General features: G+C 63.7%; 21 protein-coding genes. 10 read left to right on the top strand and 11 right to left on the bottom strand.

What is annotated here, in order from left to right:
• The first annotated feature begins 56 nt into the window (after window positions 1-56).
• The 4 genes from SA496_RS12950 (at window position 57) to SA496_RS12935 (ending at window position 5,110) form a co-directional block, all read left to right on the top strand.
• On the top strand, window positions 57-1,109 hold the full coding sequence (locus SA496_RS12950; protein WP_120650862.1) for a WD40/YVTN/BNR-like repeat-containing protein: 1,053 nt from the start codon (window positions 57-59) through the stop codon (window positions 1,107-1,109).
• A 17-nt stretch (window positions 1,110-1,126) separates the two neighbouring features.
• A complete protein-coding gene (locus SA496_RS12945) occupies window positions 1,127-3,655 on the top strand; it encodes an efflux RND transporter permease subunit (RefSeq protein ID WP_330115533.1) in 2,529 nt (842 codons plus the stop codon).
• Between the two features lie 138 nt (window positions 3,656-3,793).
• Window positions 3,794-4,147, top strand: a complete 354-nt coding sequence (locus SA496_RS12940; protein WP_120650864.1) for a DUF3302 domain-containing protein — start codon at window positions 3,794-3,796, stop codon at window positions 4,145-4,147.
• Between the two features lie 3 nt (window positions 4,148-4,150).
• The gene (locus tag SA496_RS12935; RefSeq protein ID WP_120650865.1) at window positions 4,151-5,110 is read left to right on the top strand and encodes an HlyD family secretion protein; all 960 of its coding nucleotides are present in this window, start codon (window positions 4,151-4,153) and stop codon (window positions 5,108-5,110) included.
• Window positions 5,111-5,114: 4 nt separating this feature from the next.
• Here SA496_RS12935 and SA496_RS12930 read toward each other — a convergent pair whose 3' ends face one another.
• From SA496_RS12930 to SA496_RS12915, 4 genes are all read right to left on the bottom strand, one after another.
• Window positions 5,115-6,035 carry a polysaccharide deacetylase family protein gene (locus tag SA496_RS12930; protein ID WP_120650866.1) on the bottom strand — a complete coding sequence of 307 codons (921 nt, stop codon included), beginning with the start codon at window positions 6,033-6,035 and terminating at the stop codon, window positions 5,115-5,117.
• A 2-nt stretch (window positions 6,036-6,037) separates the two neighbouring features.
• Window positions 6,038-6,904, bottom strand: a complete 867-nt coding sequence (locus tag SA496_RS12925) for a GNAT family N-acetyltransferase (RefSeq protein ID WP_330115532.1) — start codon at window positions 6,902-6,904, stop codon at window positions 6,038-6,040.
• Between the two features lie 77 nt (window positions 6,905-6,981).
• The gene (locus SA496_RS12920; RefSeq protein WP_120650868.1) at window positions 6,982-7,383 is read right to left on the bottom strand and encodes a hypothetical protein; all 402 of its coding nucleotides are present in this window, start codon (window positions 7,381-7,383) and stop codon (window positions 6,982-6,984) included.
• Window positions 7,384-7,438: 55 nt separating this feature from the next.
• Window positions 7,439-8,236 carry an alpha/beta fold hydrolase gene (locus SA496_RS12915; protein ID WP_330115531.1) on the bottom strand — a complete coding sequence of 266 codons (798 nt, stop codon included), beginning with the start codon at window positions 8,234-8,236 and terminating at the stop codon, window positions 7,439-7,441.
• A gap of 188 nt (window positions 8,237-8,424) precedes the next feature.
• On the opposite strand from SA496_RS12915, the gene SA496_RS12910 reads away from it, so the two are divergent.
• On the top strand, window positions 8,425-8,964 hold the full coding sequence (locus SA496_RS12910; RefSeq protein WP_280359487.1) for a cysteine hydrolase family protein: 540 nt from the start codon (window positions 8,425-8,427) through the stop codon (window positions 8,962-8,964).
• Between the two features lie 23 nt (window positions 8,965-8,987).
• Here SA496_RS12910 and SA496_RS12905 read toward each other — a convergent pair whose 3' ends face one another.
• The gene (locus SA496_RS12905; RefSeq protein WP_153921866.1) at window positions 8,988-10,553 is read right to left on the bottom strand and encodes an aldehyde dehydrogenase (NADP(+)); all 1,566 of its coding nucleotides are present in this window, start codon (window positions 10,551-10,553) and stop codon (window positions 8,988-8,990) included.
• 85 nt (window positions 10,554-10,638) lie between these two features.
• Window positions 10,639-11,262 carry an isochorismatase family cysteine hydrolase gene (locus tag SA496_RS12900; protein WP_330115530.1) on the bottom strand — a complete coding sequence of 208 codons (624 nt, stop codon included), beginning with the start codon at window positions 11,260-11,262 and terminating at the stop codon, window positions 10,639-10,641.
• A gap of 102 nt (window positions 11,263-11,364) precedes the next feature.
• Here SA496_RS12900 and SA496_RS12895 point away from each other — a divergent pair, with 102 nt between their 5' ends.
• Window positions 11,365-11,886 (top strand): winged helix-turn-helix transcriptional regulator, encoded by a 522-nt coding sequence (locus tag SA496_RS12895; RefSeq protein WP_153921869.1) that lies wholly within the window; start codon window positions 11,365-11,367, stop codon window positions 11,884-11,886.
• Window positions 11,887-11,889: 3 nt separating this feature from the next.
• Here the strand turns inward: SA496_RS12895 and SA496_RS12890 are convergent, their stop codons facing one another.
• Window positions 11,890-13,056 carry an MFS transporter gene (locus SA496_RS12890; RefSeq protein ID WP_330115529.1) on the bottom strand — a complete coding sequence of 389 codons (1,167 nt, stop codon included), beginning with the start codon at window positions 13,054-13,056 and terminating at the stop codon, window positions 11,890-11,892.
• Between the two features lie 45 nt (window positions 13,057-13,101).
• The gene (locus tag SA496_RS12885) at window positions 13,102-13,317 is read right to left on the bottom strand and encodes a DUF1127 domain-containing protein (RefSeq protein WP_120650875.1); all 216 of its coding nucleotides are present in this window, start codon (window positions 13,315-13,317) and stop codon (window positions 13,102-13,104) included.
• 136 nt (window positions 13,318-13,453) lie between these two features.
• Between SA496_RS12885 and SA496_RS12880 the strand changes: the two genes are divergently transcribed.
• The gene (locus SA496_RS12880) at window positions 13,454-14,959 is read left to right on the top strand and encodes a winged helix-turn-helix domain-containing tetratricopeptide repeat protein (protein ID WP_330115528.1); all 1,506 of its coding nucleotides are present in this window, start codon (window positions 13,454-13,456) and stop codon (window positions 14,957-14,959) included.
• A gap of 7 nt (window positions 14,960-14,966) precedes the next feature.
• On the opposite strand, the gene SA496_RS12875 is transcribed toward SA496_RS12880, so the two are convergent.
• From SA496_RS12875 to SA496_RS12865, 3 genes are all read right to left on the bottom strand, one after another.
• Window positions 14,967-15,710 (bottom strand): DUF3726 domain-containing protein, encoded by a 744-nt coding sequence (locus SA496_RS12875; RefSeq protein ID WP_153921872.1) that lies wholly within the window; start codon window positions 15,708-15,710, stop codon window positions 14,967-14,969.
• A complete protein-coding gene (locus SA496_RS12870) occupies window positions 15,704-17,410 on the bottom strand; it encodes a hypothetical protein (RefSeq protein ID WP_330115640.1) in 1,707 nt (568 codons plus the stop codon). Before SA496_RS12870 ends, SA496_RS12875 begins: the two co-directional genes overlap by 7 nt.
• Before the next feature lie 187 nt (window positions 17,411-17,597).
• Entirely contained in the window at window positions 17,598-18,503 is a 906-nt protein-coding gene (locus tag SA496_RS12865; protein ID WP_120650879.1) for a LysR family transcriptional regulator, read from the bottom strand.
• Between the two features lie 93 nt (window positions 18,504-18,596).
• Between SA496_RS12865 and SA496_RS12860 the strand changes: the two genes are divergently transcribed.
• The 3 genes from SA496_RS12860 to SA496_RS12850 all read left to right on the top strand — a co-directional run bounded on the left by SA496_RS12860 (window position 18,597) and on the right by SA496_RS12850 (window position 22,831).
• Window positions 18,597-20,039, top strand: a complete 1,443-nt coding sequence (locus tag SA496_RS12860) for an aldehyde dehydrogenase family protein (protein WP_120650880.1) — start codon at window positions 18,597-18,599, stop codon at window positions 20,037-20,039.
• A gap of 13 nt (window positions 20,040-20,052) precedes the next feature.
• Window positions 20,053-21,039, top strand: coding sequence for a dipeptidase (locus SA496_RS12855; protein WP_330115527.1), 987 nt, complete (start codon window positions 20,053-20,055; stop codon window positions 21,037-21,039).
• A gap of 280 nt (window positions 21,040-21,319) precedes the next feature.
• Window positions 21,320-22,831 (top strand): BCCT family transporter, encoded by a 1,512-nt coding sequence (locus tag SA496_RS12850; RefSeq protein WP_305955724.1) that lies wholly within the window; start codon window positions 21,320-21,322, stop codon window positions 22,829-22,831.
• The last annotated feature ends 46 nt before the right edge of the window (window positions 22,832-22,877 follow it).

Genomic DNA, 22,877 nt, shown 5'->3' with positions numbered 1-22,877 from the left:
GTCGCTCCCTTTGAGTGTGGGGGAGCGACAACCCCTTTTTTTCAGAGGACGTCCCGATGATTTCTTTCAAGTTCATCGCCCTGGGCATAGCCCTGATGGCGGGTAATGCCCACGCCGCATCTTTGGTGGATGTGCTCGAACTGCCGGCGCAGCACAGCGAACTGGCGCTACGCAGCCCCTTGCTCGACCTGGTGCAGGCCGGCCAGCGCCTGGTCGCGGTAGGCCAGCGTGGTCACATTCTCTACTCCGATGACCAGGGCCAAAGCTGGACCCAGGCCAGCGTGCCGGTCAGCTCCGACCTTAATGCCGTGCAGTTCCCCACGGAGAAGCAGGGCTGGGCCGTAGGCCATGACGGCGTCGTACTGCACAGCAGCGATGGTGGTGCCAGTTGGGTAAAGCAGCTCGATGGTCGCCAGCTCGGTCGCCTCATGCAGGACTACTACAGCGCCCGGCCTGATGCCGGGCAATGGCTGGAAGAGGGCAAGCGCATCGAGACCGAAGGCGCCGACAAGCCCTTCCTCGATCTCTGGTTCAGCGATGAACGCAATGGTTTCGTCGTGGGTGCCTTCAACCTGATCTTCCGCACCCGCGATGGCGGGCAGAGCTGGGAGCCCTGGACCGACCGTACCGACAACCCGTCCGGCTACCACCTCAACGCCATCACCAGCGACGGCGAGCATCTCTACATTGTCGGGGAGCAAGGCCTGCTGTTGCGCCTCGACGACGGTGGTGAGCGCTTCCAGGCCCTGCAGTCGCCCTATCAGGGCAGCTTCTTCGGTATCAGCGCCCAGCCTGGCGCGGTACTGGCGTACGGCCTGCGCGGACACGCCTACCGAAGCACTGATGCCGGCGCCAGCTGGACAGCGGTGAAGACCGGGCTGAACAGCAGCATCACCGCGTCCACGCGCGACGCCCAAGGCACGCTCTACCTGTTCGGCCAGACTGGTCAGGCCTTGGCCAGCAGTGATCAGGGCGCCAGCTTCCAGCCCCTGGACATCGGCCAGCCAGTGCCTGTCTACGGCGCCCTGGCGTCAAGCGACAACGGCCTGCTGCTGGTTGGCGCGCGCGGCATCAGCCAGCGCCCCGTGGTTTCTGGAAAACAAGAATAAATGCGAGGCATACCCACATGGGTGGCATGAAACAAGAGGCGATGCCGGTTATCCGGGATCTGAAAGACTTCGATGCGCGCGGCGGCAATCTGCTGGAGCGCATGGTGTTCAACCACCGTTTGCCGTTCGTGATCGGCATTCTGCTGGTGACAGTGCTGCTGGGCTACATGGCTTTCACGCGGCTGGAACTCAAGCCCAGCTTCGAGAAGATGATTCCCCAGGGCCATCCCTACATCCAGAACTTCCTGGAAAACCGAAAGGCCCTGCGCGGGCTGGGCAACAGTGTGCGTATCGTGGTGGAGAACACCGAGGGCGACATCTATGACCCGGCTTACCTCGACGCGCTGAAAAAGGTGCATGACGAGCTGTTCCTCACTGCCGGTGTCGATCGCGCCTGGATGAAATCCCTTTGGGCACCCGGCGTACGCTGGACCGAAGTGACCGAGGAAGGCTTCCAGGGTGGTCCGGTCATGCCTGATGGCTATGACGGCTCGCCTGCGAGCATCGAGCAACTGCGGCAGAACATCGCCCGCGCCGGCATCGTCGGCAGCCTGGTGGCCAATGATTTCAAGTCCACCATGCTGGTGGTGCCGTTGCTGGACCAGGCTACCGCTGGCAGCCAGGGTGTGGACTATCACCAGTTCTCGCGCAACCTGGAAGAAAAGCTGCGGCTGCACTTCGAATACGGAGGCGACCGCAAGGCGCAAGCTTCGGGTGAAGAAGGGCAGGGCCCGATCAAGGTCCGCGTGATCGGCTTCGCCAAGCTGGTGGGCGACCTGATCGATGGCCTGATGCGAGTCATGGCCTTCTTCGGCCTGGCCGTGGTTACCACCTTCTTCATCATCCTGGCTTACACCCGCTGCCTGCGCAGCAGCCTGCTGGTGATCGTCTGCTCACTGCTGGCCGTGGTCTGGCAGCTTGGGATCGTGGCCTGGCTGGGTTACGCGCTGGACCCGTACTCGATTCTGGTGCCGTTCCTGATCTTCGCCATCGGCGTGTCCCACGCGGCGCAGAAGATGAACGGGATCATGCAGGACATCGCCCTCGGTACTCACCGCCTGGTGGCGGCGCGCTACACCTTCCGCCGGCTGTTCCTTGCCGGGGTCACCGCGCTGCTGGCCGACGCCGTCGGCTTTGCCGTGCTGATGCTGATCGATATCCCGGTGATCCAGGACTTGGCGATCACCGCGAGCATCGGCGTTGCGGTGCTGATCCTCACCACCTTGCTGATGATGCCGGTGGCGCTGTCCTACGTTGGTGTGGGCAAGAAGGCCGCCGAACGTGCACTGCGTATCGACACCAATGCCGCAGCGCACAAAGGCTTCGGCCATATCTGGGACTTCCTGGACCGTTTCACCGAGAAGCGCTGGGCCCTGACCACCATTTGCCTGGCCTTCGCCCTGGGCATAGGAGGATTTATGGTCAGCCAGCACCTGCAGATCGGCGACCTTGACGCCGGCGCACCGGAATTGCGCCCGGAGTCGCGATACAACCGCGACAACGCCTACATCACCAGCCATTACGCGCTGTCCAGCGACCTGTTCGCGGTGATGGTGAAGACGGCGCCGGAAGGTTGCCTGAACTACCAGACCCTGATCCAGGCGGACCGCCTGGCCTGGGCCCTGCAGCAACATCCGAACGTGCAGGCGACCTCTTCGCTGGCCAACGCGGTACGGCAGATCACCGCCGGCACCTATGAGGGCAACCCGAAGTTCCTCAGCCTGCAACGCAATCAGGATGTGCTGAACTACGCCGCCCAGCAGGCTTCGGTGAACACGCCTGAGCTGTTCAATACCGACTGCTCGCTGATGCCGGTAATCGCCTTCCTCAAGGACCACAAGGCGCAGACCCTGGATGAAGTGGTGGCGATCGCCGAACGCTTTGCCGCCGAGAACAGCACCGAGGATCGCCAGTTCCTGCTGGCGGCGGGCAGTGCGGGCATCGAAGCGGCGACCAACATCGTCGTGCGCGAAGCCAACCGCACCATGCTGTTCTATGTCTACCTGGCTGTGACGCTGTTCTGCCTGATCACCTTCCGCAGCTGGCGCGCGACCCTGGTGGCGCTGCTGCCGCTGGTACTCACCTCGGTGCTCTGCGAGGCACTGATGGTGTGGATGGGCATAGGCGTGAAGGTTGCCACGCTGCCGGTCATCGCCCTGGGGGTTGGCATCGGCGTCGACTACGCGCTGTATCTACTCAGCGTGCAGCTGCAATTCCAACGCCAGGGACTGTCGCTGTCGGCCTCGTACAAGAAGGCAGTGTCCTTTACCGGACGAGTGGTGGCGCTGGTGGGAATCACCCTGGCCGCTGGTGTGGTGTGCTGGGCCTGGTCGCCCATCAAGTTCCAGGCCGATATGGGCATCCTGCTGACCTTCATGTTCCTCTGGAACATGATCGGTGCCCTGATCCTGATCCCGGCGTTGTCCTACTTCCTGCTGCGCGAGCACGGCGAAGCGGCACGGCCGGTGAGCCCGGTCGACGAGCCGGTCGCGCGCCCCGTCAGCGAGACGGTGCAGAGCGGCCAGATGGAGTCCGTGCAGCCCTGACCATCAAGCGAAGGAAGTTGGACTAATCTGGAAACGGGGGATCGCCGCCCGCCGCTTTGCGGCCGGCGGCGATGCCGTTTCGGATTTACCGACGCCCTGTCTCCATGTTGTAAGGGGCGTCTTTCAGGACACAACAACATGCTTGATTACTTCGCGCTGGGCATTCTCTTCTTCGTGGGGATCGTGCTGTTCTACGGCATCATCGTTCTCCACGACATTCCCTATGAAATTGCCGTACACCGTAACCATCCGCACCAGGACGCCATCCACGCCGCCGGCTGGGTGAGTCTGTTCACCCTCCACGCGCTGTGGCCGTTCCTGTGGATCTGGGCCATGTTGTACCGCGAGGACCGTGGCTGGGGCTTCGACCACGGCAAGTCGGGCTCCTCCCAGGATGTCGACCTGGCGAAGGAACTGGCGGATTTGCGTCAGCGCATCGAGCATCTCGAAGGACGCGCCCCGGCCCCGCAAGCCGAGCGGAAGGAGGGCTGAGCCATGGATCTGTTGCTGATTCTCACCTACACGGCGTTCTGCGTTGCCATCTTCAAGATATTCAAGATTCCTCTGAACAAGTGGAGCGTGCCCACCGCCGTGCTGGGTGGCATCGTGCTGATCGGTGCGCTGATCTTCCTGATGAACTACAACCACCCCTATTCGGAGGTGGCGCGGACCTACTTCGTTTCGGTGCCCATCGTGCCCGAGGTGTCCGGCCTGGTAACCGAAGTGCCGGTGAGGGCCAACCAGCCACTGGAGAAGGGTGATGTGCTGTTTCGCATCGACCCGACGCCATTCGAGAACAAGGTCAAATCCATCCAGGCGCAGCTGGTGTCGGCCCGTGCCGACCAGTCCCGCGCCCGTGAGCTGGCCGCGCGCAATGTCGGCAACCGCCGCGACGTGGATCTCACCACGGCACGCGTGGATGACCTGCAGGCCCAACTCAATATCGCCAAATTCAACCTTGAAAGCACCGTGGTCCGGGCGCCGAGCAAGGGCTTCGTCACCCACGTGTCATTGCGGGCGGGTGTGCGTGCGGTGAAGTTACCGCTGCGTCCGTCAATGGTCTTCATCCCGGACGAAGGCTTCTACTTCATCGCCTGGATGCGCCAGAACAGCCAGTTGCGCCTGAGTGTGGGTGACGAGGCGGAAGTCGCCTTCGACGGCATCCCCGGAAAGGTGTTCTCGGGCACGGTGAAGCAGGTGATCGGGGTGATCGGCGAAGGTCAGGTGCAACCATCCGGGACCCTGATCAGCTACACCGGTTCGCCACCTCCGGGCAGGGTGCCGGTATTCATCGAGATCACCGATCCGGCCTACGCCGAGTACGCTGCGCAGATGCCCGGTGGCGCCTATGGCCAGGCAGCGCTCTACAGCAAGCACTTCCACCATGTGGCGATCATGCGCAAGATCCTCCTGCGCATGGCGGCCTGGATGAACTACATCTTCCCGTTCCACTGATGCGCTATGGCGGGCTGCCCCCGGGGCTTCCCGCCTGATAGCCATGCTCGGCGATCCAGTGCCGGGCGATGTCTTCCCGCCGACATACCCAGACCCCGTCATGTCCCTGCACATGCTCAAGAAAGCGCGCCAGGGCCATGGCACGGGCCGGGTGGCCGCTGATCCGGCCATGCAGGCCGATGCTCATCAGCTTTGGCTGCCGCGCACCTTCCCGCCACAGGCAGTCGAAGGCGTCCTTGAGCAATTGGAAGAAGTCCTGCCCCGAAGCGAAGCCGTGGGGCATCAGGTAACGGGCGTCGTTGTTGACCAGCGTGTAGGGGATCACCAGGTGCGGCGGCGAGCCGGGCAGCCAGTAGGGCAGGTCGTCGTTGTAGGCGTCGGAGCTGTAAAGGAAGCCGCCTTCCTCGCGCAGCAGCCGGCGGGTGTTGGCGCTCACGCGGCCGGTGTACCAGCCCAGCGGGCGTCGGCCGCAAATGCGCTCGATCAGTTCGATGGTGCGCTGGATGTGACGGCGTTCCTCGTCTTCAGCGACCTCGCGATAGTCCAGCCAGCGATAGCCGTGTCCGGCCACCTCGTGGCCGCCGTTGTGCAAGGCATGGCCGATCTGTGGCACCAGTTCCAGGGCGCGACCGACGGCAAAGGCAGTCAGCGGCAACCCGCGCTCGTTGAACAGGTCGAGGATGCGCCAAACACCCGCGCGGGAGCCGTACTCGTAAAGGCCTTCGACGCTGAGGTCGCGCTCGCCGACGCGCACGGGGCGGCCCGGCAGTTCGTGCAGGTAGGCCTCCGACTGGACATCGCCGTTGAGCATGCAGGATTCGGCACCTTCTTCGACGTTCAGGACGAACTGTACCGCCACCCGCGCATTACCCGGCCAATGCGGATGAGGCGGCTTGCCGCCGTAGCCGAGCAGATCGCGCTCCACCGTCAGCCCAGCTCGAAGGTGGTGACGCCGAAAACCCGTTCCTGGGCAACCGAAGGAAGCGGGCCGAGGTACATCCGGGCGCAACCGAAGACTTCCTCCATGCCATGCCGTTGCACCAGGGCCATGGCGTCTGGATTGTTTTCCGGCGCATCCAGGAACAGCGGACCGTCTATGGCGAATCCAGCCAGTTGCGCGTAGAGCGCTTCGGCTGCGTTAGTGTCATTGGCAAACAGCGGGCCGATCTTGCAGCCTTGCTGACAACGCCTGACGACCCCGAAACCGGCCAGGCGGCCATTGCGCCGGCAGCCCAGGGCCAGGGCGTCGGGTTGGGCGATCCAGTCCTGCAGGAAACGGGGGCGAGGTGCCGGAAAGCAGAGGCGGTCGTAAGCCAGAACTTCCTCCAGCTTGAAGTCGGCCAGTGGCAGGATTTCTTCGTCGGGCGCCCATTCCGGTGGTTCGGCGACCTCTGTCCGGAAACGCAGGTTTCGATGGGAAAAGACGAAGCCGCCCTTGGCGTAGTAATCCTGCATGGCGAACACGCCGTCCATGCCGATGGCCGCACCGGGATGCAGTCGGGCGAGCAGTCGGTCACGGCGTGCGTACCAAAGGATGTCGCCGAGACCGCGCCCACGGAACTCCGGGCGGATGATGAAAAAGCCCATGAAACCGAATTCGCCCGCGTAAGAGGTGATGGCGCCACCACCGATCAGCTCGCCGTCCAGGTCCGCGGCTATGTAGGCCTCGGGGTCATTCAGCCAGAACAGCTCGGCGTCGTGCAGGCCGGGGTTCCAGCCTTCGCGCGCGGCCCAGCTGACCAGCTCGTCCAGCTCTGGGCGGAGCATGTTGCGGATGACCAACGGGATGGGCATGACGGGAACTCCTCGCCGACGGGGACGCTTTCGGTATAGCGCCAAGCGGGGAGGGCGGCCAGGCCGCCGGGCGGACGTCAGGCGTCACGCAGCAGGTCGTGGGAGTCCAGCAGGCGGTAGGCAATTTCCGGGTGCAGCTCCAGGCCCCGGCGAATGGCCGCCGGAATCGACTGGCGGGTCTTGCGGCAGAGGCCGGGCAGCTCGTCGATGAGGATCTCGATGCCACGCATGCTGCGCACTTCGTTGAAGCCGGGGGCGATATGCAGTCGCACGCCGAGCTGCTCGTAAATGCGCCGTTGCATATGCTCGAGGTCTTCCAGGCTGCGGATGTTCTCCAGCCGCTCCAGCAGGCGCTTCTCCTCCTGGCGGGTCAGCAGCAGGATGCGTACATCGGCGCCGGGCAAATCCAGCAACTCCTCACGCCCGCAGTTGCAGGCGCCAGGAGGGCAGGGTTGGCGAGTCGGGAGAGTAGGCGTCATGGCTTCCGATCATAGTCAGCCGATTGCCGGGGTGCCAACAGCGCCCCGAGCCGGTTCAACGCAGCAGTCCGGCAACGGCCTGGAGCACTGTCTCCGGTTTTTCGCGATGGGGAACATGGCCGCAGTTTTCGATGAGCAGCACCCGCGACGGGCCGTCGGTCAGGTGCGCGATCTGCTGAGGATGCAGGTCGGAGCCGAACTCGTCCTGGTCGCCATGGATGGCCAGCACGGGGCAGTCCAGCCGTTCGACTTCGGCTTCCAGTGTCCAGTCGGCGAATTCAGGCGAGAGCCAGGTTTCGGTCCAGGCGTCGAGCACCCAGCGTGCTTTGGCGCCGTGGTACTTCGCCAGTCGCTCGATCTGCCCATCCTGCTGGAAACCGGCCTTGGCTTCGCGGATGCCTTGCAGGGTGCGGTCCTCGACGAAGGCCTGGGCCGATTCGGTGATCAGCGCCAGGCAGTCTTCGCGGTGGCGCGCGGCGCAGTGGGTTGCCATGCCGCCGCCGACGCTATGGCCGAAGGCAATGAACTGGCCGATGCCGAGGTGATCCTTCAGGGTGGGGAAGGCCTGGTCGGCTTCGTCGCCAACGAAACCGAGCGACAGTTCGCGTGGATTCGCATCCGAACGACCGAAACCCAGCCGGTCGTAAGCCACTACCGTCTTGCCGGTAATGGCGGCCAGCCTGGTGGGGAACTCGCGCCATAGCTCGACGCAGCCGAGGGAATCATGGAACAGGACAATAGGCGGCTCGTCGAAGGACGGGCTGAGGTGGGCGGGACTCCAGATGCGAACGAACAGACGGCCGTGCAGGCTGTCGATGTGCAGGTCCTGTGTGTGGTGGCTGGGGCTTGGCACGGGTGACTCCAACGCAAGGGACAGGCTACAGGCTGCCAGAAAATTCCGTGGTCGTAACGAGCTAGGGTGCGCTGTGCGCATGGCGCACCCTACGACGAGTGCGTGAGGCGGGTTGACGGGCCAGCCGCTGGTATCGATTGCCGCCCCGTCTTAAGCTTCGTCTTTCACCTCTGCAGGGACCGCTGCCCATGAAAACCGCTCTCCTGATCATTGACGTCCAGCGCGCCATCAGCGTCGGCCAGTACGCTGCTTTCGAAATCGACCGTGTGATCCCCACCATCAACGGCCTGAGCGCCAAGGTCCGAGCCGCGGGACTGCCCGTGGTGGTGATCCAGCATGAAGAGCCCGAAGCCTATTTCCTCTACGGCAGCGAGACCTGGCAACTGGCGGACGACCTGGTCGTGGCAGCCAGCGACATCCGCGTCCGCAAGACTACTCCCGACTCCTTCCACCGGACCGAACTGCAGGAAGTACTTCAGCAACGTGGTATCCAGCGCCTGATCATCTGTGGCCTGCAGACGGACTATTGCGTGGATACCACCGTGCGGCGCGCCCTTTCGCTGGGCTACGAGGTGGTTTTGCCGGCGGATGCCCACTCCACCCTGGACAACGCCGCCATCAGCGCCGCGCAGATCATCGCCCACCACAACGCAGTGCTCGGCAGCATGTCGAGCTTTGGCGTACGGGCAACTGTGGTTCCCGCAGAAACCGTGCAAATCGAGGGCTGAAACCTTCGCCGGGGCGCTATTGCCTACTGGCCGTCGACGATGCGCGGCAGATGCAACGGATTGGCCTCGCGCAGAGCTTCGGGCAGCAGTTCGTCCGGGAAGCCCTGGTAGCACACCGGCCTCAGGAAGCGTTCGATCGCCGTCATGCCCACCGACGTGAAACGACTGTCGGATGTGGCCGGGAACGGGCCGCCATGCACGGAAGCGAAGGACACTTCCTGAGGATGCGCAAAAGCGTTGACCACGATGCGCCCGGTGCGTCTTTCCAGGATGGGGAGCAAACGGCGGGCCAGCATCGTGTCGCTGTCTTCGAGGTGCATGGTGGCCGAGAGCTGACCGCGAAGCGAACGAGCCACGGCAAGCATTTCGTCGGAATCGCCAACCTTCACCAGCAGCGCCACTGGCCCGAATACCTCTCCCGCGAGCCGAGGCTCGGCGAGAAACTCCTGGCCATCGACCTCAAAGAGGGTGGCGCGGCCATCCAGGTCGGCTTTGGCTGCCGTCCCTTCGGCAAGGCGTTGGGCGCCGACGGCTATCAGCTCGGCGAGGCCGCTGACGTAAGCAGCATGGATGGCCGGAGTGAGCAGGGTGCGCGCAGGGGCCGTGCCGAGGCGATCCAGCATGGCCTGGCGCAGCGAGGTGAAGCCCGCGCCGTCGATGGCGATGAGAATCGCCGGTTTCAGGCAAGCCTGGCCCACATTGGCCAGCATGCGCTCGATGAAACCATCGCCGATCGCGCCGCCGCGTTCGGCCATAGCGCCCGGCAGGATGAAGGTCGGGTTGACGCTGGTCATCTCGGTGAAGACAGGGATGGGGTCAGGGCGCTGCTGCGCGCGACGATAAAGCGCCATGCCGCCTGCTTCCGATCCGGTGAAAGTCACGGCCTTGATCAGGGGGTGATCCACCAGGGCCTCACCAATGGTGTTGCCGCTGCCGCGCAGCATCGAGAAGACACCTTCGTGCAGGCCGCTCTCACGCACCGCCTTGCGAACGGCCCGAGCCATGATTTCGGAGGCTCCGGGGTGGGCGTTGTGGGCCTTCACGACGACCGTTGCACCGGCCGCCAGCGCCGAGGCGGTATCGCCACCGGCGACCGAGTACGAAATGGGGAAGTTGCTCGCGCCGAAAATGGCAACCGGACCTGTCGCGATTTTCTGCAGCCGGTGATCCATGCGCGGGCGGGGTTGGCGATCCGGCTGAGCTGGATCGATCGACAGCTGAAGGAAGCGCCCTTTGCGTACCACATCGGCGAACTGGCGGAACTGCGTTGAGGCCCTGCTAGCCTCGCCTTGCAGCTGGGCTTCGGGCAAACCGGTTTCCAGTGCGGCACGGGCAGCGAGGTCCTCGCGAACCTGATCCAGGTTGTCGGCGATGCGTTCGAGGAAGGCCGCCCGCACGGCAAGGGAACTGTGGCTGTAACTGTCGAATGCTTCGTCGGCCAAGGTCGCTGCCTTGTCCACCTCCAGCGCGCCGCCGAAGGCGAAGTCCGGCTCGATGAGCTGGTTGGAGGCGGGGTTGAGTGCCTTCATGGTCCCCTGGCGGGCGGGGACGTCACTGGCGCCGATGATGAGGTTTCCGGTCAATTCCATCTCTTTGTCACCTGAGTAAGCGGGGATTGGCGTCGTTTCGACGCACGGGGCCGCCACCTGGAACGGCGGCGACCAGGCTGGACGGTCAGTTGGCGAGATTCGCGATGAGCTCGCTCGTCGTCACGATGGAGTGAGCGAAGGTGGGGCCGTTCAGCTCGTGGGCGGCGTGCATCATGTCGTGTCGGAAGGCGGCGGTCGCATCACGCACCAGCGTGACGTGGTAGCCGAGTTCCGACGCGAAGCGGGCGGTTGCCTCGATGCAGGTGTTGGCCAACAGGCCGACGATGATCACGTGGCTGATGCCGCGCTGCTTGAGGCGGAAGTCCAGGTCGGTGTTGGCGAACCCGCTGGAGCCCCAGTGCTCGGCGATGATGATGTCGCCTTCGCGGGGTGCGAAGTCAGGGTGCCACTCGCCACCCCATTCGCCGCGGGCGAAGTGGTGGCCGTGCATGATCTTGCACTGGGTGGGCGTCGGGTGGTCCCAGCTCTCGTAGTCGCCCGGTTCCCAGCGCCGGTGCGGCACGATGAAGACGGGGATACCGCGCTCGCGAATCGCACGATCAAGCGTACGCAGGTTGTCCAGCAACCCGACTTCCGAGGCGATGGGTTCGATCAGGGGGTAGATGCGCCCGCCTTCAGAGAGAAAGTCGTTGTACGGGTCGACCAGCAGGTAGGCCGTTCTGGCGATGGGGTAGGGGGTGTTCGACATCAGTGAGTCCTCGCGGTTAGGGGATGTCCATTGCTTCCCGAATTGACTTTGTTCGTTGTTACTATGAAAATCATATATACAAAATCAGCCTCGGGAGACGCCATGTCAAGCCCCAAAAAAACTGCTGAGACCCTGTGCCCGGTTTCCCGCGCCGAAGACCTGGTGGGCGACCGTTGGACGGTGTTGGTCCTGCGTGAACTGTTCATGGGAAACCGCCGATTCGACGAAATCCAGGCGCAGACGGGCGGTACGCCACAGATGGTTGCCACGCGCCTGAAACAGATGGAAGCGGATGATCTGGTACTGCGCACGCGCTACAACGAGCGTCCGGTGCGCTACGAGTACCAGCTCACCGCCAAGGGAGAGGCCTTCTATCCGGTGATCCTCGCCCTGCGCGCCTGGGGCGAGCAGTGGTGCAAGGCGCCGGAGGAGGGCATTGCCGTGCACTTCACGCACCGGACCTGCGGGCAGGCCGCCGGACTTGGGCCGTTGTGTGATGGCTGTGGGGAGGTCCTGCGGCGCGAAGACCTGATAGGCGAGCAGAACCCCGTCTATGCCGAGGAGCGCAATGGCCGACGCGAGTCCTTCCGGGCTGCGCGGGGCGCGGCGTCGAAGGACGACTGACGATCAGACCCGCTGCCGCTTCGCCAGAAGGAGCACCGCCAGTACGCCACACAGCAAGCCAAGGGACACTGGCATCCCCGGATGTCCCATCACTTGCATCACCAGTCCGGTAGCGGGCGAACCCAGCATGCCCCCCACACCCCACACCAAGGCGAAGGCCGCGTTACCCGCCATCAGGGTTCGACCGCTGAAGCGCTCGCCGAGCTGGATCAACGACATGGTGTAGATCCCGAACGCGAATCCGCCCCAGACGAACACGAACGGCCAGATGAGCCACGTGTTCAGGGCCCATGGCAGCAGTACGCAACCGATGAGCGAAGCCAGGGCGCAGACCAGCATGGTTCGTTTCGAACCGGCCTTTTCAGCCACGCGGCCGAGCACGACCTGCAGACCGGCATTGCCCGCGATGTAGCAGGTGATGAGCGACGCGATTCGCTCCTCGGAGCTACCGAGCGCGGCGCCGTAGACTGCGAACAGGGAAAGCAGGATCTGCTCGAAGGCGGCCGCAGCGAACACCGCGAACAACAGGAGCGGCGCCAATGCGATGAATCCGCCAACCGATTTTGCCTCGCCTTCTTGGGGCATCTTTGGCAGGCGCGGCACGACCGCCAGCACGATCATCCCGCAGATGAGAAAGGCCGTGATGCCGATCAGGAAGGGCGGCCAACCCTGGGTGCCGACAATCCCAAGGGACAGCGGGCCGAGGGCGAAACCGGCCGAAACGATCGATGAATAAAGACCCAGGATGCGGCCACGGCGGGATGCGGGCGTGATCGCCATCAGCCAGGTTTCGCTGATCACGTAGAGCGGATTGGCGAAGAAACCGAGCAGAAAACGCAGCGGCATCCAGGCCCAGATGTGCTGTGTCCAGGCGATTGCGATCAAGGCGAACGCGGCGAGTATTGAACACAGGATCGCCAGCCGCCCTCCGCCCATGCGCTGTACCAGGGCCGGAATGAAGGGCGAGGACACGATGAAACCCAATGGGGTCATCGCCGCCGACAAGCCGATCAGGACGGGCGCCGTGCCCTGTCGTTCGAGAATGAAGCTGAGCAGCGGATAGGTCAGCCCTTGCGCCATTGCGAACACTGAGACGGTTGCGATGATGCCGGCCAACGCGGCCCATGGAATCCGGCCCTTTGGTGCTGATGCCGCACTTTCAGCCGTCATGCGGACCTCGTAATGGGACGATCCGGTGTCATTGCAGCTTTCACCTCATTCCTGCCAGAAGGGTTTGGCGATTTCTCTCTCGGCCTGACGCCGGGTCAGGCCGATATCCTCGATCAGATGGGGATTGGCCTTCGCCATTCGCTCAAGCTCAAGCCGAAAGCGTTTCCGCTCGCTCCAGGTCGCGATCATGCGGCGAGGGTGCGCCAGGTTGTAGCGCCGGTGCCACACTTCCGCCGGCCACGGGTGGGGAGTATCGTTCATGGCAGCCTCCTTGGGGTGTGAGGACCCGGAGGCCCTCGACCTGTCAGAGGTTGAATTCTGCGAAATGCGCGCAGCAGCGTAATTAAGCTCTTCCTAATAGTTCTCAAATCTTCCAAATGGGGTGCAGGTGCGTCGTATGCAGGGATCGCGCTTTGCATTTGGTCCGTTCGTTCTGGATTCCGCCGCGGGAACGCTTCTGCGGAATGAGGTTCCCGTTGCCATTGGCTACCGCGCGCTGCAACTGCTGGCAGCGCTCGTCGCGCGCCCCGGTGAAATCCTCGGCAAGGCCGAGTTGATGGATGCGGCGTGGCCCGGCGCGGTCGTCGAGGAAGGCAATCTCACCGTCCAGATCGCGCTGCTGCGTAAGTTGCTCGGTCCGGCCGCCGACGGTAGTCAGTGGATCGCCACCGTGCCGCGTGTCGGCTACCGCTTCGTCGGGGCTGTCCAGCAGCTTGGCAGCGCACGAAGACCCTTGCCCCTGCCCGACAAGCCATCGATCGCCGTGCTGCCATTCATCAATCTCAGCAACGATCCCGAGCAGGAAACCTTTGCGGATGGGCTGACCGAGGACCTGATCACTGATCTGTCCAGAAATTCCGGCCTGTTCGTCATCGCGCGCAACTCGGCCTTTGTCTACAAGGGCAAGGCCATGGATGTGCGCGGGATTGCCCAGGACCTTGGCGTGCGCTACCTGCTGGAGGGGAGCGCAAGGCGCGCCGCAGGGCGTGTGCGCATCAATGCACAGCTGGTGGATGCGGCCAATGGCGATCATCTCTGGGCGGAGCGCTTCGACCGCAGCCTGGAAGACATCTTCGCCGTACAGGACGAGGTCACCGGCAAGATCGTGCAAGCATTGCTCGGTCGGCTACGCGAACCCGCTTCGCGCCGGCGGCCGGCGAATATCGAGGCTTATGACCTCTGCGTGCGGGCGCGCAAGCTGATGGATGACTCACCGCAGACGGCGCAGGAAGCGCACCTGATGCTCACGCGCGCCGTCGCACTCGATCCGGGGTATGCCGAGGCCTATCGCTGGCTCGCCATGAACCACTGGATGGGCTGGGTGCATAGCGGCGGACCTACGGAACCAGACCGAGATGCCGCCTTGGAGCTGGCGCGCAAGGCGGTCTCACTCGACCCCGACGATGCCGGTTGTCGCTGGGTCCTGGCCTACCTGCTGGCCTATGGACGCAGCTTCACCGAGGCGGATGCCGAATTCGCCAGGGCGATCGCGCTGGACCCCAACGAGGCCGACACCTGGGCGGCGCTGTCCGATATCGCGGTCCTGGCCGGGCGGATCGAGGAGGGCCTTGAGTACATCCGCAAGGCATTCCGCCTCAACCCCTTCCCGGCGAGCTGGTACTACCTGGCGCTCGGCCAGGCGCAATACGCCGCCGGCGATTACGAAGCCGCCATCGAGACTCTGCGCCGGGATGAGACCTATCGCACCAGCTCACGCCGCTTCCTGGCCGCAAGCCTTGCCCAACTCGGCCGGCTCGACGAGGCGCGCGCGGAGGTCGAGCTGTTCCTCGTCGGCAACCCGCTTTTCACCATTGGCCACTGGGCCTCGAGCGAGCCATTACGTGATGCTGCGACGCTCGAGCATTTCGTTGACGGCTACCGCAAGGCCGGCCTTCCGGAGTGACCGGTCCTCAGCGCCCGCCAGCGCCGCCGCGAGAGCGCTCGGAACTTTCCACCAGCACCGCTTCAGCGAGGCTGTTGAGGCGTTGCCAGAGCGCTGGAGAAATCTCCATGCCGTTTTCCAGGGCCTGTTCGCGGGCGAGGGCGAAGTTATCAGGGCTGACGAACCGCTCGCTCCGTTTGGCCACGACCTCACCGACCGGCTGCGGCTGGGCAGCCGTGCCGAGCATCAGGCTCAGCGATTGCCGTGTCGCCTGAGGTGAGTGTTCCGAAAGCGTGCAAGTCAGGTAGCTAGGGTGAGAGGCGCCAGCTTCGATCCAGGCGAGGTGGCGCTGCACCGGTGAGTGGCCGTTGTCCCAACTGGCCTGGGCCCAGAGGCCCCTTTGGGCGCAATCCGCCAGCAGTTTGAGCACGAACTTACGGTTATGGCAGTTCTGCACCTCAACGCGAAAAGCGGGCTGCTCCACAGCCTGGACGCAGGCCAGTTCCAACAGTGCCGGCAAGCAGTTCAAGGCGCTGCGTCCGTGGCAGTCAGCGTTCAGGCTACCCGGTTCGTCGGTAACGAGTTCGGTCGCGGCGCGATCACGGTCGGCGACCAGTTCCAGTGCTCGCTCCAGTTCACCCAGACCATCCTCGCCGTGCAATTGCAGCCAACCAACCAGGGCGGCCGCGTCTTCATAGTGGCCCGGCGTATAACCCATGCCCTCGAACACCCGCTTGAGCAGGGAAGTCAGTTCATTGGCGGAAATCAGCATGGATGTTTCTCCTGGGTAGGGGCCAGTGGCAGGAACCAGTCATCGTCGAACGGCTGGCCGATGTCTTCCAGCACGGGAGCACCCTGGAACATGGTGTTGCGGACCCACAGGCGCGAACGTGGGTCGAACTTGCTCACTCCGAAGAACGACAGCTTGCAGCGCAGCAGGTGCATGGGCAGGACGTCTCGGTCTAACAGGTTGGCGCGGATTTCGCCGTAGTGGGTGGTGGCCATGCCCTGGATGCGGCGGACGATGCTGCGTTGTTCCGGGTGGCAGAGCAGGAAGCGCGCGACCTTGTGCTGCGGGTATTGCGCGAGGTAATTCGTCAGTTGCCGATGGCATTGCTGGACCAGGTAACCGATACCCAGCGGCATCTGCTTTTCCCGGCCCTCGTCGAGGCTGCAATTGCCCAGGCGCGGTTCCTGCTTTTCCTCGGAGCGGTACCAGAAGGTTTCCTGTGCACCGTCTGCGTCGAAGTCGATGGCCAGGGCCCAGTCGTATTTCGTCTCGATCAGCGCTTGCAACTGCTGTGCGGACATCTCCGGTTGCAACTGGAATTGCTCGGGCAAGGCGAGGCGATCTTCCAGCTCATCCACGAGCTCAGGGTACAGTTCCAGCAAAATGCAGTTGATCAGCTCCTGCCCCTGCAGGCTGGCGTGGCCAAGGGCCCAGTCCTGCAACACTTGCCAGTTCTCCAGCGGATGCGCGCCGAGCCAATCGTGGAGGGCGCGCAGATCCGCCAGTACGCGCTGGTTGTTGCCGGTCTGCCACTCGTCCTCCGTAAAGGTTTCCTCGATATGGCGGATGGCCCGGTCAACCAGTTTCGGGACGCGCGCCAGCTCTGCCGGTGCCGCCGGGCTGGCGAGAATACGGGCCAGCGCCAGTTCGCGCATTTCGATCCAGCGGCTGATCAGTTGCGGGTGGTTGATCAGGTAGGGTGCCATGCCGAGGCCCGTGGAGTTGCCGATGCCGAAGTAGCGCTTGATCGTCGGCTCGAAGGGTACGGCGGTGGTTGGCGAGCGGCGCCGGGCAATGTGCTCGGCCTGTTGCAGGCTGAAGTTGCGCAGCATGAAGCAGGTGAACATCTCGGCTGAAAAAGGACGGGCAAAATCCGGGTGTTTGCGGCGGACCTTCTCCCAATCGGCCATGCCCAGTTTGCCGCTGCCGTAGACGGCGGTTGTGCGATACAGGTAGCCGACCTGGGCAATCCTGGCGATTTCCGGCTGCTCGCCACGGGCCAGGGCATCCACCACGCTGTCGAAGTTGCGCATGCTGCGGTTGGCGCGGGACAGCACCATCACCTTGGCGTCGAGCCGGCCTGCCTCTTGTAGTGGCACGTTCTGGCGCAAGTAGTCGACGTAGGCGTTATCCACGTCGCCCTCGCAGAGGGCCATGGTCAGGTCCCATTCGCTGGCGATGACGCGGTCATTGCGTTTCTCCGGGGCCAGGTACTGCGAGAACAGAACAAAGCTGAACAGGTCGCCGCGGGTGCGGATGCGGTAGATCACCGTGCCGTAGCCGTCGGCATCCAGTTCGAAGCGTTGCGCCTCGATCTGCCAGCGCTCACGCATGATCCGGCGGACCAGGCTGCGCATGAAGCTCAAGCGGCTCTGATGCAGGCTGCCAAGCCGTTCCAGGTCCATGACCAGGCTGGCAGGGCGCATCTGCAGGATCGCGGCTTCGGGCAAGCCCGATTCCATCATTGAAGGGGTGCTCATTCTGGGGCCCTCAACTGGCGTGTCCGCATTCCCGGGCCAGTTGGCAACCGGAAGCGGCTTGTTATTGATCTGCCGTCGATGGTGGGACAGGAGGCTCCCCGGAGCAATTCAGATCGCCCTATCGTCCGATAAGGAATCCTTATTCAAATGGCATGCTCGATCAGCATGGCTATCGCCACTCGTCCGGGTCGAGTTCGTTGTCCCGCAGGATGAATTCGTACAGGGCCTGGGCCGCTACCGGCAACGACCGGTTGGCCAGGCGGACGATTCCGATGTCGCGGGTTACCAGCGGGTCCGCCAGGGGGATGAAGCACAGTTGGCCGGGTTCGGCGGGGAAGGCGAAACGGGGCAGGGTGGTGATGCCCATGCCTGCTTCGATCATGGCCAGCAGGGAGATCATGTTGGAGATGTAGAACTGCGAATCGGCCACCAGCTCCTCGGCGCGGGTTCCGCTGAGCAGGCGCGAGGTGCCGTTGGCGATCAGGCGTTCGCCGCGCAATTGTTGCCAGCCGACCTCTGTTTCGGCAGCCAGCGCATGGTCCTGATGGCAGACCACGCCGATGCTGTCTTCCCAGATGGGGATGAAGCGAATGTCGCTCTCGGTTTCCCAAAGGCTGGAGATGCCGAAGTCCACCTGCTGGTTCTCCACCATGGTCAGGACCGCCTCGGAGTTGTCGTCGAACAGGCTGACATGCAGGTCGGTGGCGTCGCCTATGAAGCGCGCGAGGATGTCCGGCAGAAGTCGACTGGCAATCGACGGTACGGACGCGATGCGCAAGTGGCCGGACTTGTACTGCGCGATCAGGTTCATGTCGCGCACCACGCGGTCGTGGTGTTCGATCAGTTCCTTGGCGTAGGCGAGGAACTGGATGCCAAAGGGCGTCAGCTCCGGCTTTGTGACCCGCGCATTGCGTTTCTCGAACACGGGTTGGCCCAGCTTGCCTTCGAGGTCGCGGATGGACAGCGAAATGGCTGGCTGGGTTCGGTGTGCCCGCTCGGCCGCCGCATGGAACCCCTGGAGCTCGGCAACCCAGACGAAGTGACGCAGTTGCACGATCTTCAGGTCCGGCAGCATGGTAAGTTTTCCTTATCAACCAATATTCACAACTAATTTTAGTTTATCTGAGACGGCACCTACCATGCGCTCAAAGCGAGAACGGAGGTGCACATGTCCAGCAAGATTTTCAGCAACTACATCGGCGGCGTCTGGGTTGAAGGCGGCTCGAGTATTGCGAACCGAAGCCCTGCCAATGTCGAGGACGTCGTGGGTCACTACGCCCAGGCCAATGCCTCGCAGGTGGATCAGGCGATTCGCGCCGCCACCGCCGCTCAGCAGGTCTGGGCACGCAGCGGACTGGAGGAGCGTTACCAGGTGCTCATGGCGATCGGCAACGAGCTGATCGCACGCAAGGCCGAACTCGGCGAACAGCTGTCGAGGGAGGAGGGCAAGACCCTCGCCGAGGGCGTCGGCGAGGTCTATCGCTCCGGGCAGTTCTTCCACTATTACGCCGCCGAGGTATTGCGGCAGCTGGGCGAGACAGCGGATTCCGTTCGTCCCGGCGTAGAGATCGAAGTCCGTCGTGAGCCGGTTGGCGTGGTCGCCATCATCACCCCGTGGAATTTCCCGATGGCCACGGCCGCCTGGAAGATCGCCCCGGCCCTGGCCTTCGGTAACGCAGTAGTGTTCAAACCGGCCAATGCCGTGCCGGCGAGCGCCTGGGCGCTGACCGAAATCATCGCCCGCCAGGCCCTGCCGGCCGGGACCTTCAACCTGGTCATGGGCAGCGGAGCCGAGGTCGGCGAGCGTCTGATCCAGTCCACCGGGATCAATGCCCTGAGTTTCACCGGCTCGGTGGAAACCGGGCGCCGGGTCGCCGCCGCCACAGCCGCCAATTTCGTGCGCTGCCAGCTGGAAATGGGCAGCAAGAACGCCTTGGTAGTGCTCGATGACGCCGACCTGGCGCTGGCCGTGGAGTGCGCGGTGAACGGTGCGTTCTTCGGCACCGGACAGAAGTGCACGGCATCGTCCCGACTCATCGTCACCGAAGGCGTGCACGACCGCTTCGTCGAAGCGCTGATCGAACGCATGGGACAGCTCAAGGTCGGCCATCCGATGCGTGAAGGCGTGCAGATCGGCCCGGTGATCGACGAGCGCCAGCTCGCGCAGAACCTCCGTTACATCGAGGACGCCAAGGCCGAAGGCGCGCGCCTGGTCTGCGGTGGCGAGCGCATTACCGAGGAGCATGAGGGCTACTACCTGCGCCCGGCGCTGTTCGTCGACACCCGAAACGATATGCGCATCAACCGCGATGAGGTCTTCGGCCCCATCGCCTGTGTCATCAAGGCGCGGGATTACGAGGAGGCGCTGGCCATCCTCAACGACACGCGCTTCGGGCTCACGGCCGGGATCATGACCCAGTCGCTCAAGCACGCCAGCGACTTCAAGCGCCGCGCCAACACCGGCTGCGTGATGGTCAACCTGCCCACCGCCGGCACCGACTATCACGTGCCCTTCGGCGGTCGCAAGGATTCCAGCTTCGGCCCCCGCGAGCAGGGGCAGTACGCCCGCGACTTCTACACCGTGGTCAAGACCGTCTACGTGCGTCCCTGAGGGAGAGAGCGCCATGCAAGAGCTTTTGATGATCGACGGCCTGCAGTATTCCAACTGGAGCCCCGAGCTGTTCCGGCAGATGCAGGAGGGCGGGCTGAGTGCCGTCCACGCCACCATCGCCTACCACGAGACCGCCCGTGAAACCCTGTCGCGCATTGGCGAATGGAATCGCCGCTTCGAGGCCTTCCCGGAACTGATCCGTCCGGTGCGGCAGGCTTCGGATATCCGCCTGGCCCACCAGGAAGGACGGGTCGGGATCTTCTTCGGCTTCCAGAATTGCTCGCCCATCGAGGATGACATCGACCTGGTGGAAATCTTCCGCCAGCTCGGCGTCTTCATCATGCAGCTGACCTACAACAACCAGAGCCTGCTGGCCTCGGGATGCTACGAGAGAGAAGACAACGGCATCAGTCGCTTCGGCCGCCAGGTGATCGAGGAAATGAACCGTGTCGGCATGATCATCGACATGTCCCACAGTGCCGAGCGCAGCACCCTGGAGGCCATAGAACTGTCGACGCGGCCGGTGATCATCTCCCATGCCAACCCCACCAGCTTCCATGCAGCCAAGCGCAACAAATCCGACGCGGTGCTGCGCGGAATCGCCGAGTCGGGCGGCCTGCTCGGCTTCAGCACCTATCCCTTCCACCTGCGCGGCGGCTCGGCGTGCCGGCTTGAAGACTTCTGCGACATGGTCGCGCGCACGGCAGACCTGATGGGTGTGGAGCACATCGGCATTGGTACCGACCTCTGCCAGCAGCAGCCGCTGCAGGTGCTGGAGTGGATGCGTAACGGCCGCTGGAGCAAAGCCAAGGACTACGGCGAAGGTTCCGCAGATAACGCCGACTGGCCAGCGCCACTGCAATGGTTCCGCGACAGCCGTGACTTTTCCGTCATCGCCCGCGGGCTGCGCGAGCGCGGCTTCGTCGAGGACGAGGTGCGCAAGATCATGGGCATGAACTGGCTCGACCTGCTGGAGCGCGGTACCGCGCCGCAGCAGTGATTTCCTGACTCCCCCCAACGTGAGGACGCCATGAACAAGAACAAGAAAAGAGCCTCGACCTTCTCCCACCCTGGAGTTGGCCTGCGCCTGACGACACATCACCTTGATCCGTTGCCTCCGGAAGGCAGGAGCGAAACGCGTCCACCGTGCTGACGTTGAGTTCCGCTCCATTCCTGAACCCATGGTCATTCGCTCTGCCGAGTTCGATTCGGTAGAGCCAGCGCAACAACCTGGAGGCATCATGAAATTGTTCCCGACCCAGACCGTAGGCAGCGAACCGATGAAGTGCACGGCACTGCAAGGCGTCGATTTGCCCCTGTTCGTCATCACTGGCGGCTTCCTGCTCGCCTTCCTGATTGCGGCCCTGGTGGATATCGACGCGGTTTCCGCAATGGTCAACACGCTGTTCGCCTGGTCGACGAAAGCCTTCGGGCTCTATTGGCAGGTGCTGATGCTGGCAACGTTCCTGGTCAGCCTGGGCATTGGCTTCAGCAAATGTGGCCGCGTCCGCCTGGGTGGCATCAACCACAAGCCTGAGACCAGTACGTTCAATTGGATCGCCGTGATCATGTGCGCGCTGCTCGCCGGTGGTGGTGCCTTCTGGGCCGCCGCCGAGCCCCTGATGCATTTCGCCAGCCCGCCGCCCCTGTTCGCTGGCGTTCAGCCGAACACTGAGCAGGCGGCCCATGTGGCCCTGGCGCAGTCGTTCGTGCACTGGGGGTTCCTGGCCTGGGCTGTGCTCGGCAGCCTGCTGGCGATCGTCCTGATGCACCTGCACTACGACAAGGGCCTGCCGCTGGCGCCCCGTACGCTGCTGTACCCGTTGCTGGGTGAGCGTGCGCTTAAAGGACCGATCGGCAATCTGGCCGACGCCACCTCGATCATCGCGGTGGTTGCCGGCACCATCGGCCCGATCGGTTTCCTCGGCCTGCAGATCAGCAACGCGCTGAATGCTGTGTGGGGTCTGCCGAATGACCTGCTGACCCAGTCCATCACCATCATCCTGGTGACGGTCATGTACACCACGTCCTGCCTGGTGGGGCTAAATGGCATCCGCATGGTCAGCGAAATCAACGTCTGGCTGATGATCGGCCTGGCTTTGTTCATGATCGTGGCGGGGCCGACCCTGTTCATCCTGTCCGGTTTCCCGGTGGCTTTCGGCCTGCAACTGGAACACTTCCTGCCGATGACCCTGTACCGTGCCGATCCGAAATGGCTCGACTGGTGGACGGTCTTCTACTGGGGCTGGTTCATCGGTTATGCGCCGATGATGGGGCTGTACGTGGCCAAGATTTCCCGAGGCCGCAGTATCCGCCAGATCATCCTGACCCTTTCGATCATCGCTCCGCTGGTCACCATGTTCTGGTTCACCGTGGTCGGTGGCACCGGTATCGGCCTGGAGTTGCAGACCCCCGGTATCGTCACCAGCCACGGCACCCAGCCGGAGGCCATGCTGCTGGGCGTTACCCAGAGCCTGCCGCTGGCGGGACTGGTCTCGGCGCTGTTCCTGTTCCTCAGCTTCATCTCGGTGGCCACCAACGGCGATGCCATGGCCTACACCGTGGCCATGGCGATGACCGGCAACGATTCGCCGAAGAAGTGGCTGCGTGCCTTCTGGTGCATCGGTATGGGGCTGGCGGCGGTGGTGCTGATCACCATCGGCTCGGGCGGAGTCTCGGCGCTGCAATCCTTCATCGTCATCACCGCTGTTCCCGTCTCCCTGCTGATCCTCCCTGCGCTCTGGAACGCCCCGCAGATCGCCCGTCGACTGGCCCGGGAACAGCAGGTCTAGTCCCTTGGGAGGGCGCGATGCCCGTCGCCCCTCCATTTTTTCTTCC

This window comes from Pseudomonas sp. JS3066, assembly GCF_036328175.1.
Taxonomy (GTDB): domain Bacteria; phylum Pseudomonadota; class Gammaproteobacteria; order Pseudomonadales; family Pseudomonadaceae; genus Metapseudomonas.
The sequence above is the reverse complement of the archived record's forward strand: the minus strand, read 5'-3'. Positions and strand labels throughout refer to the sequence as shown.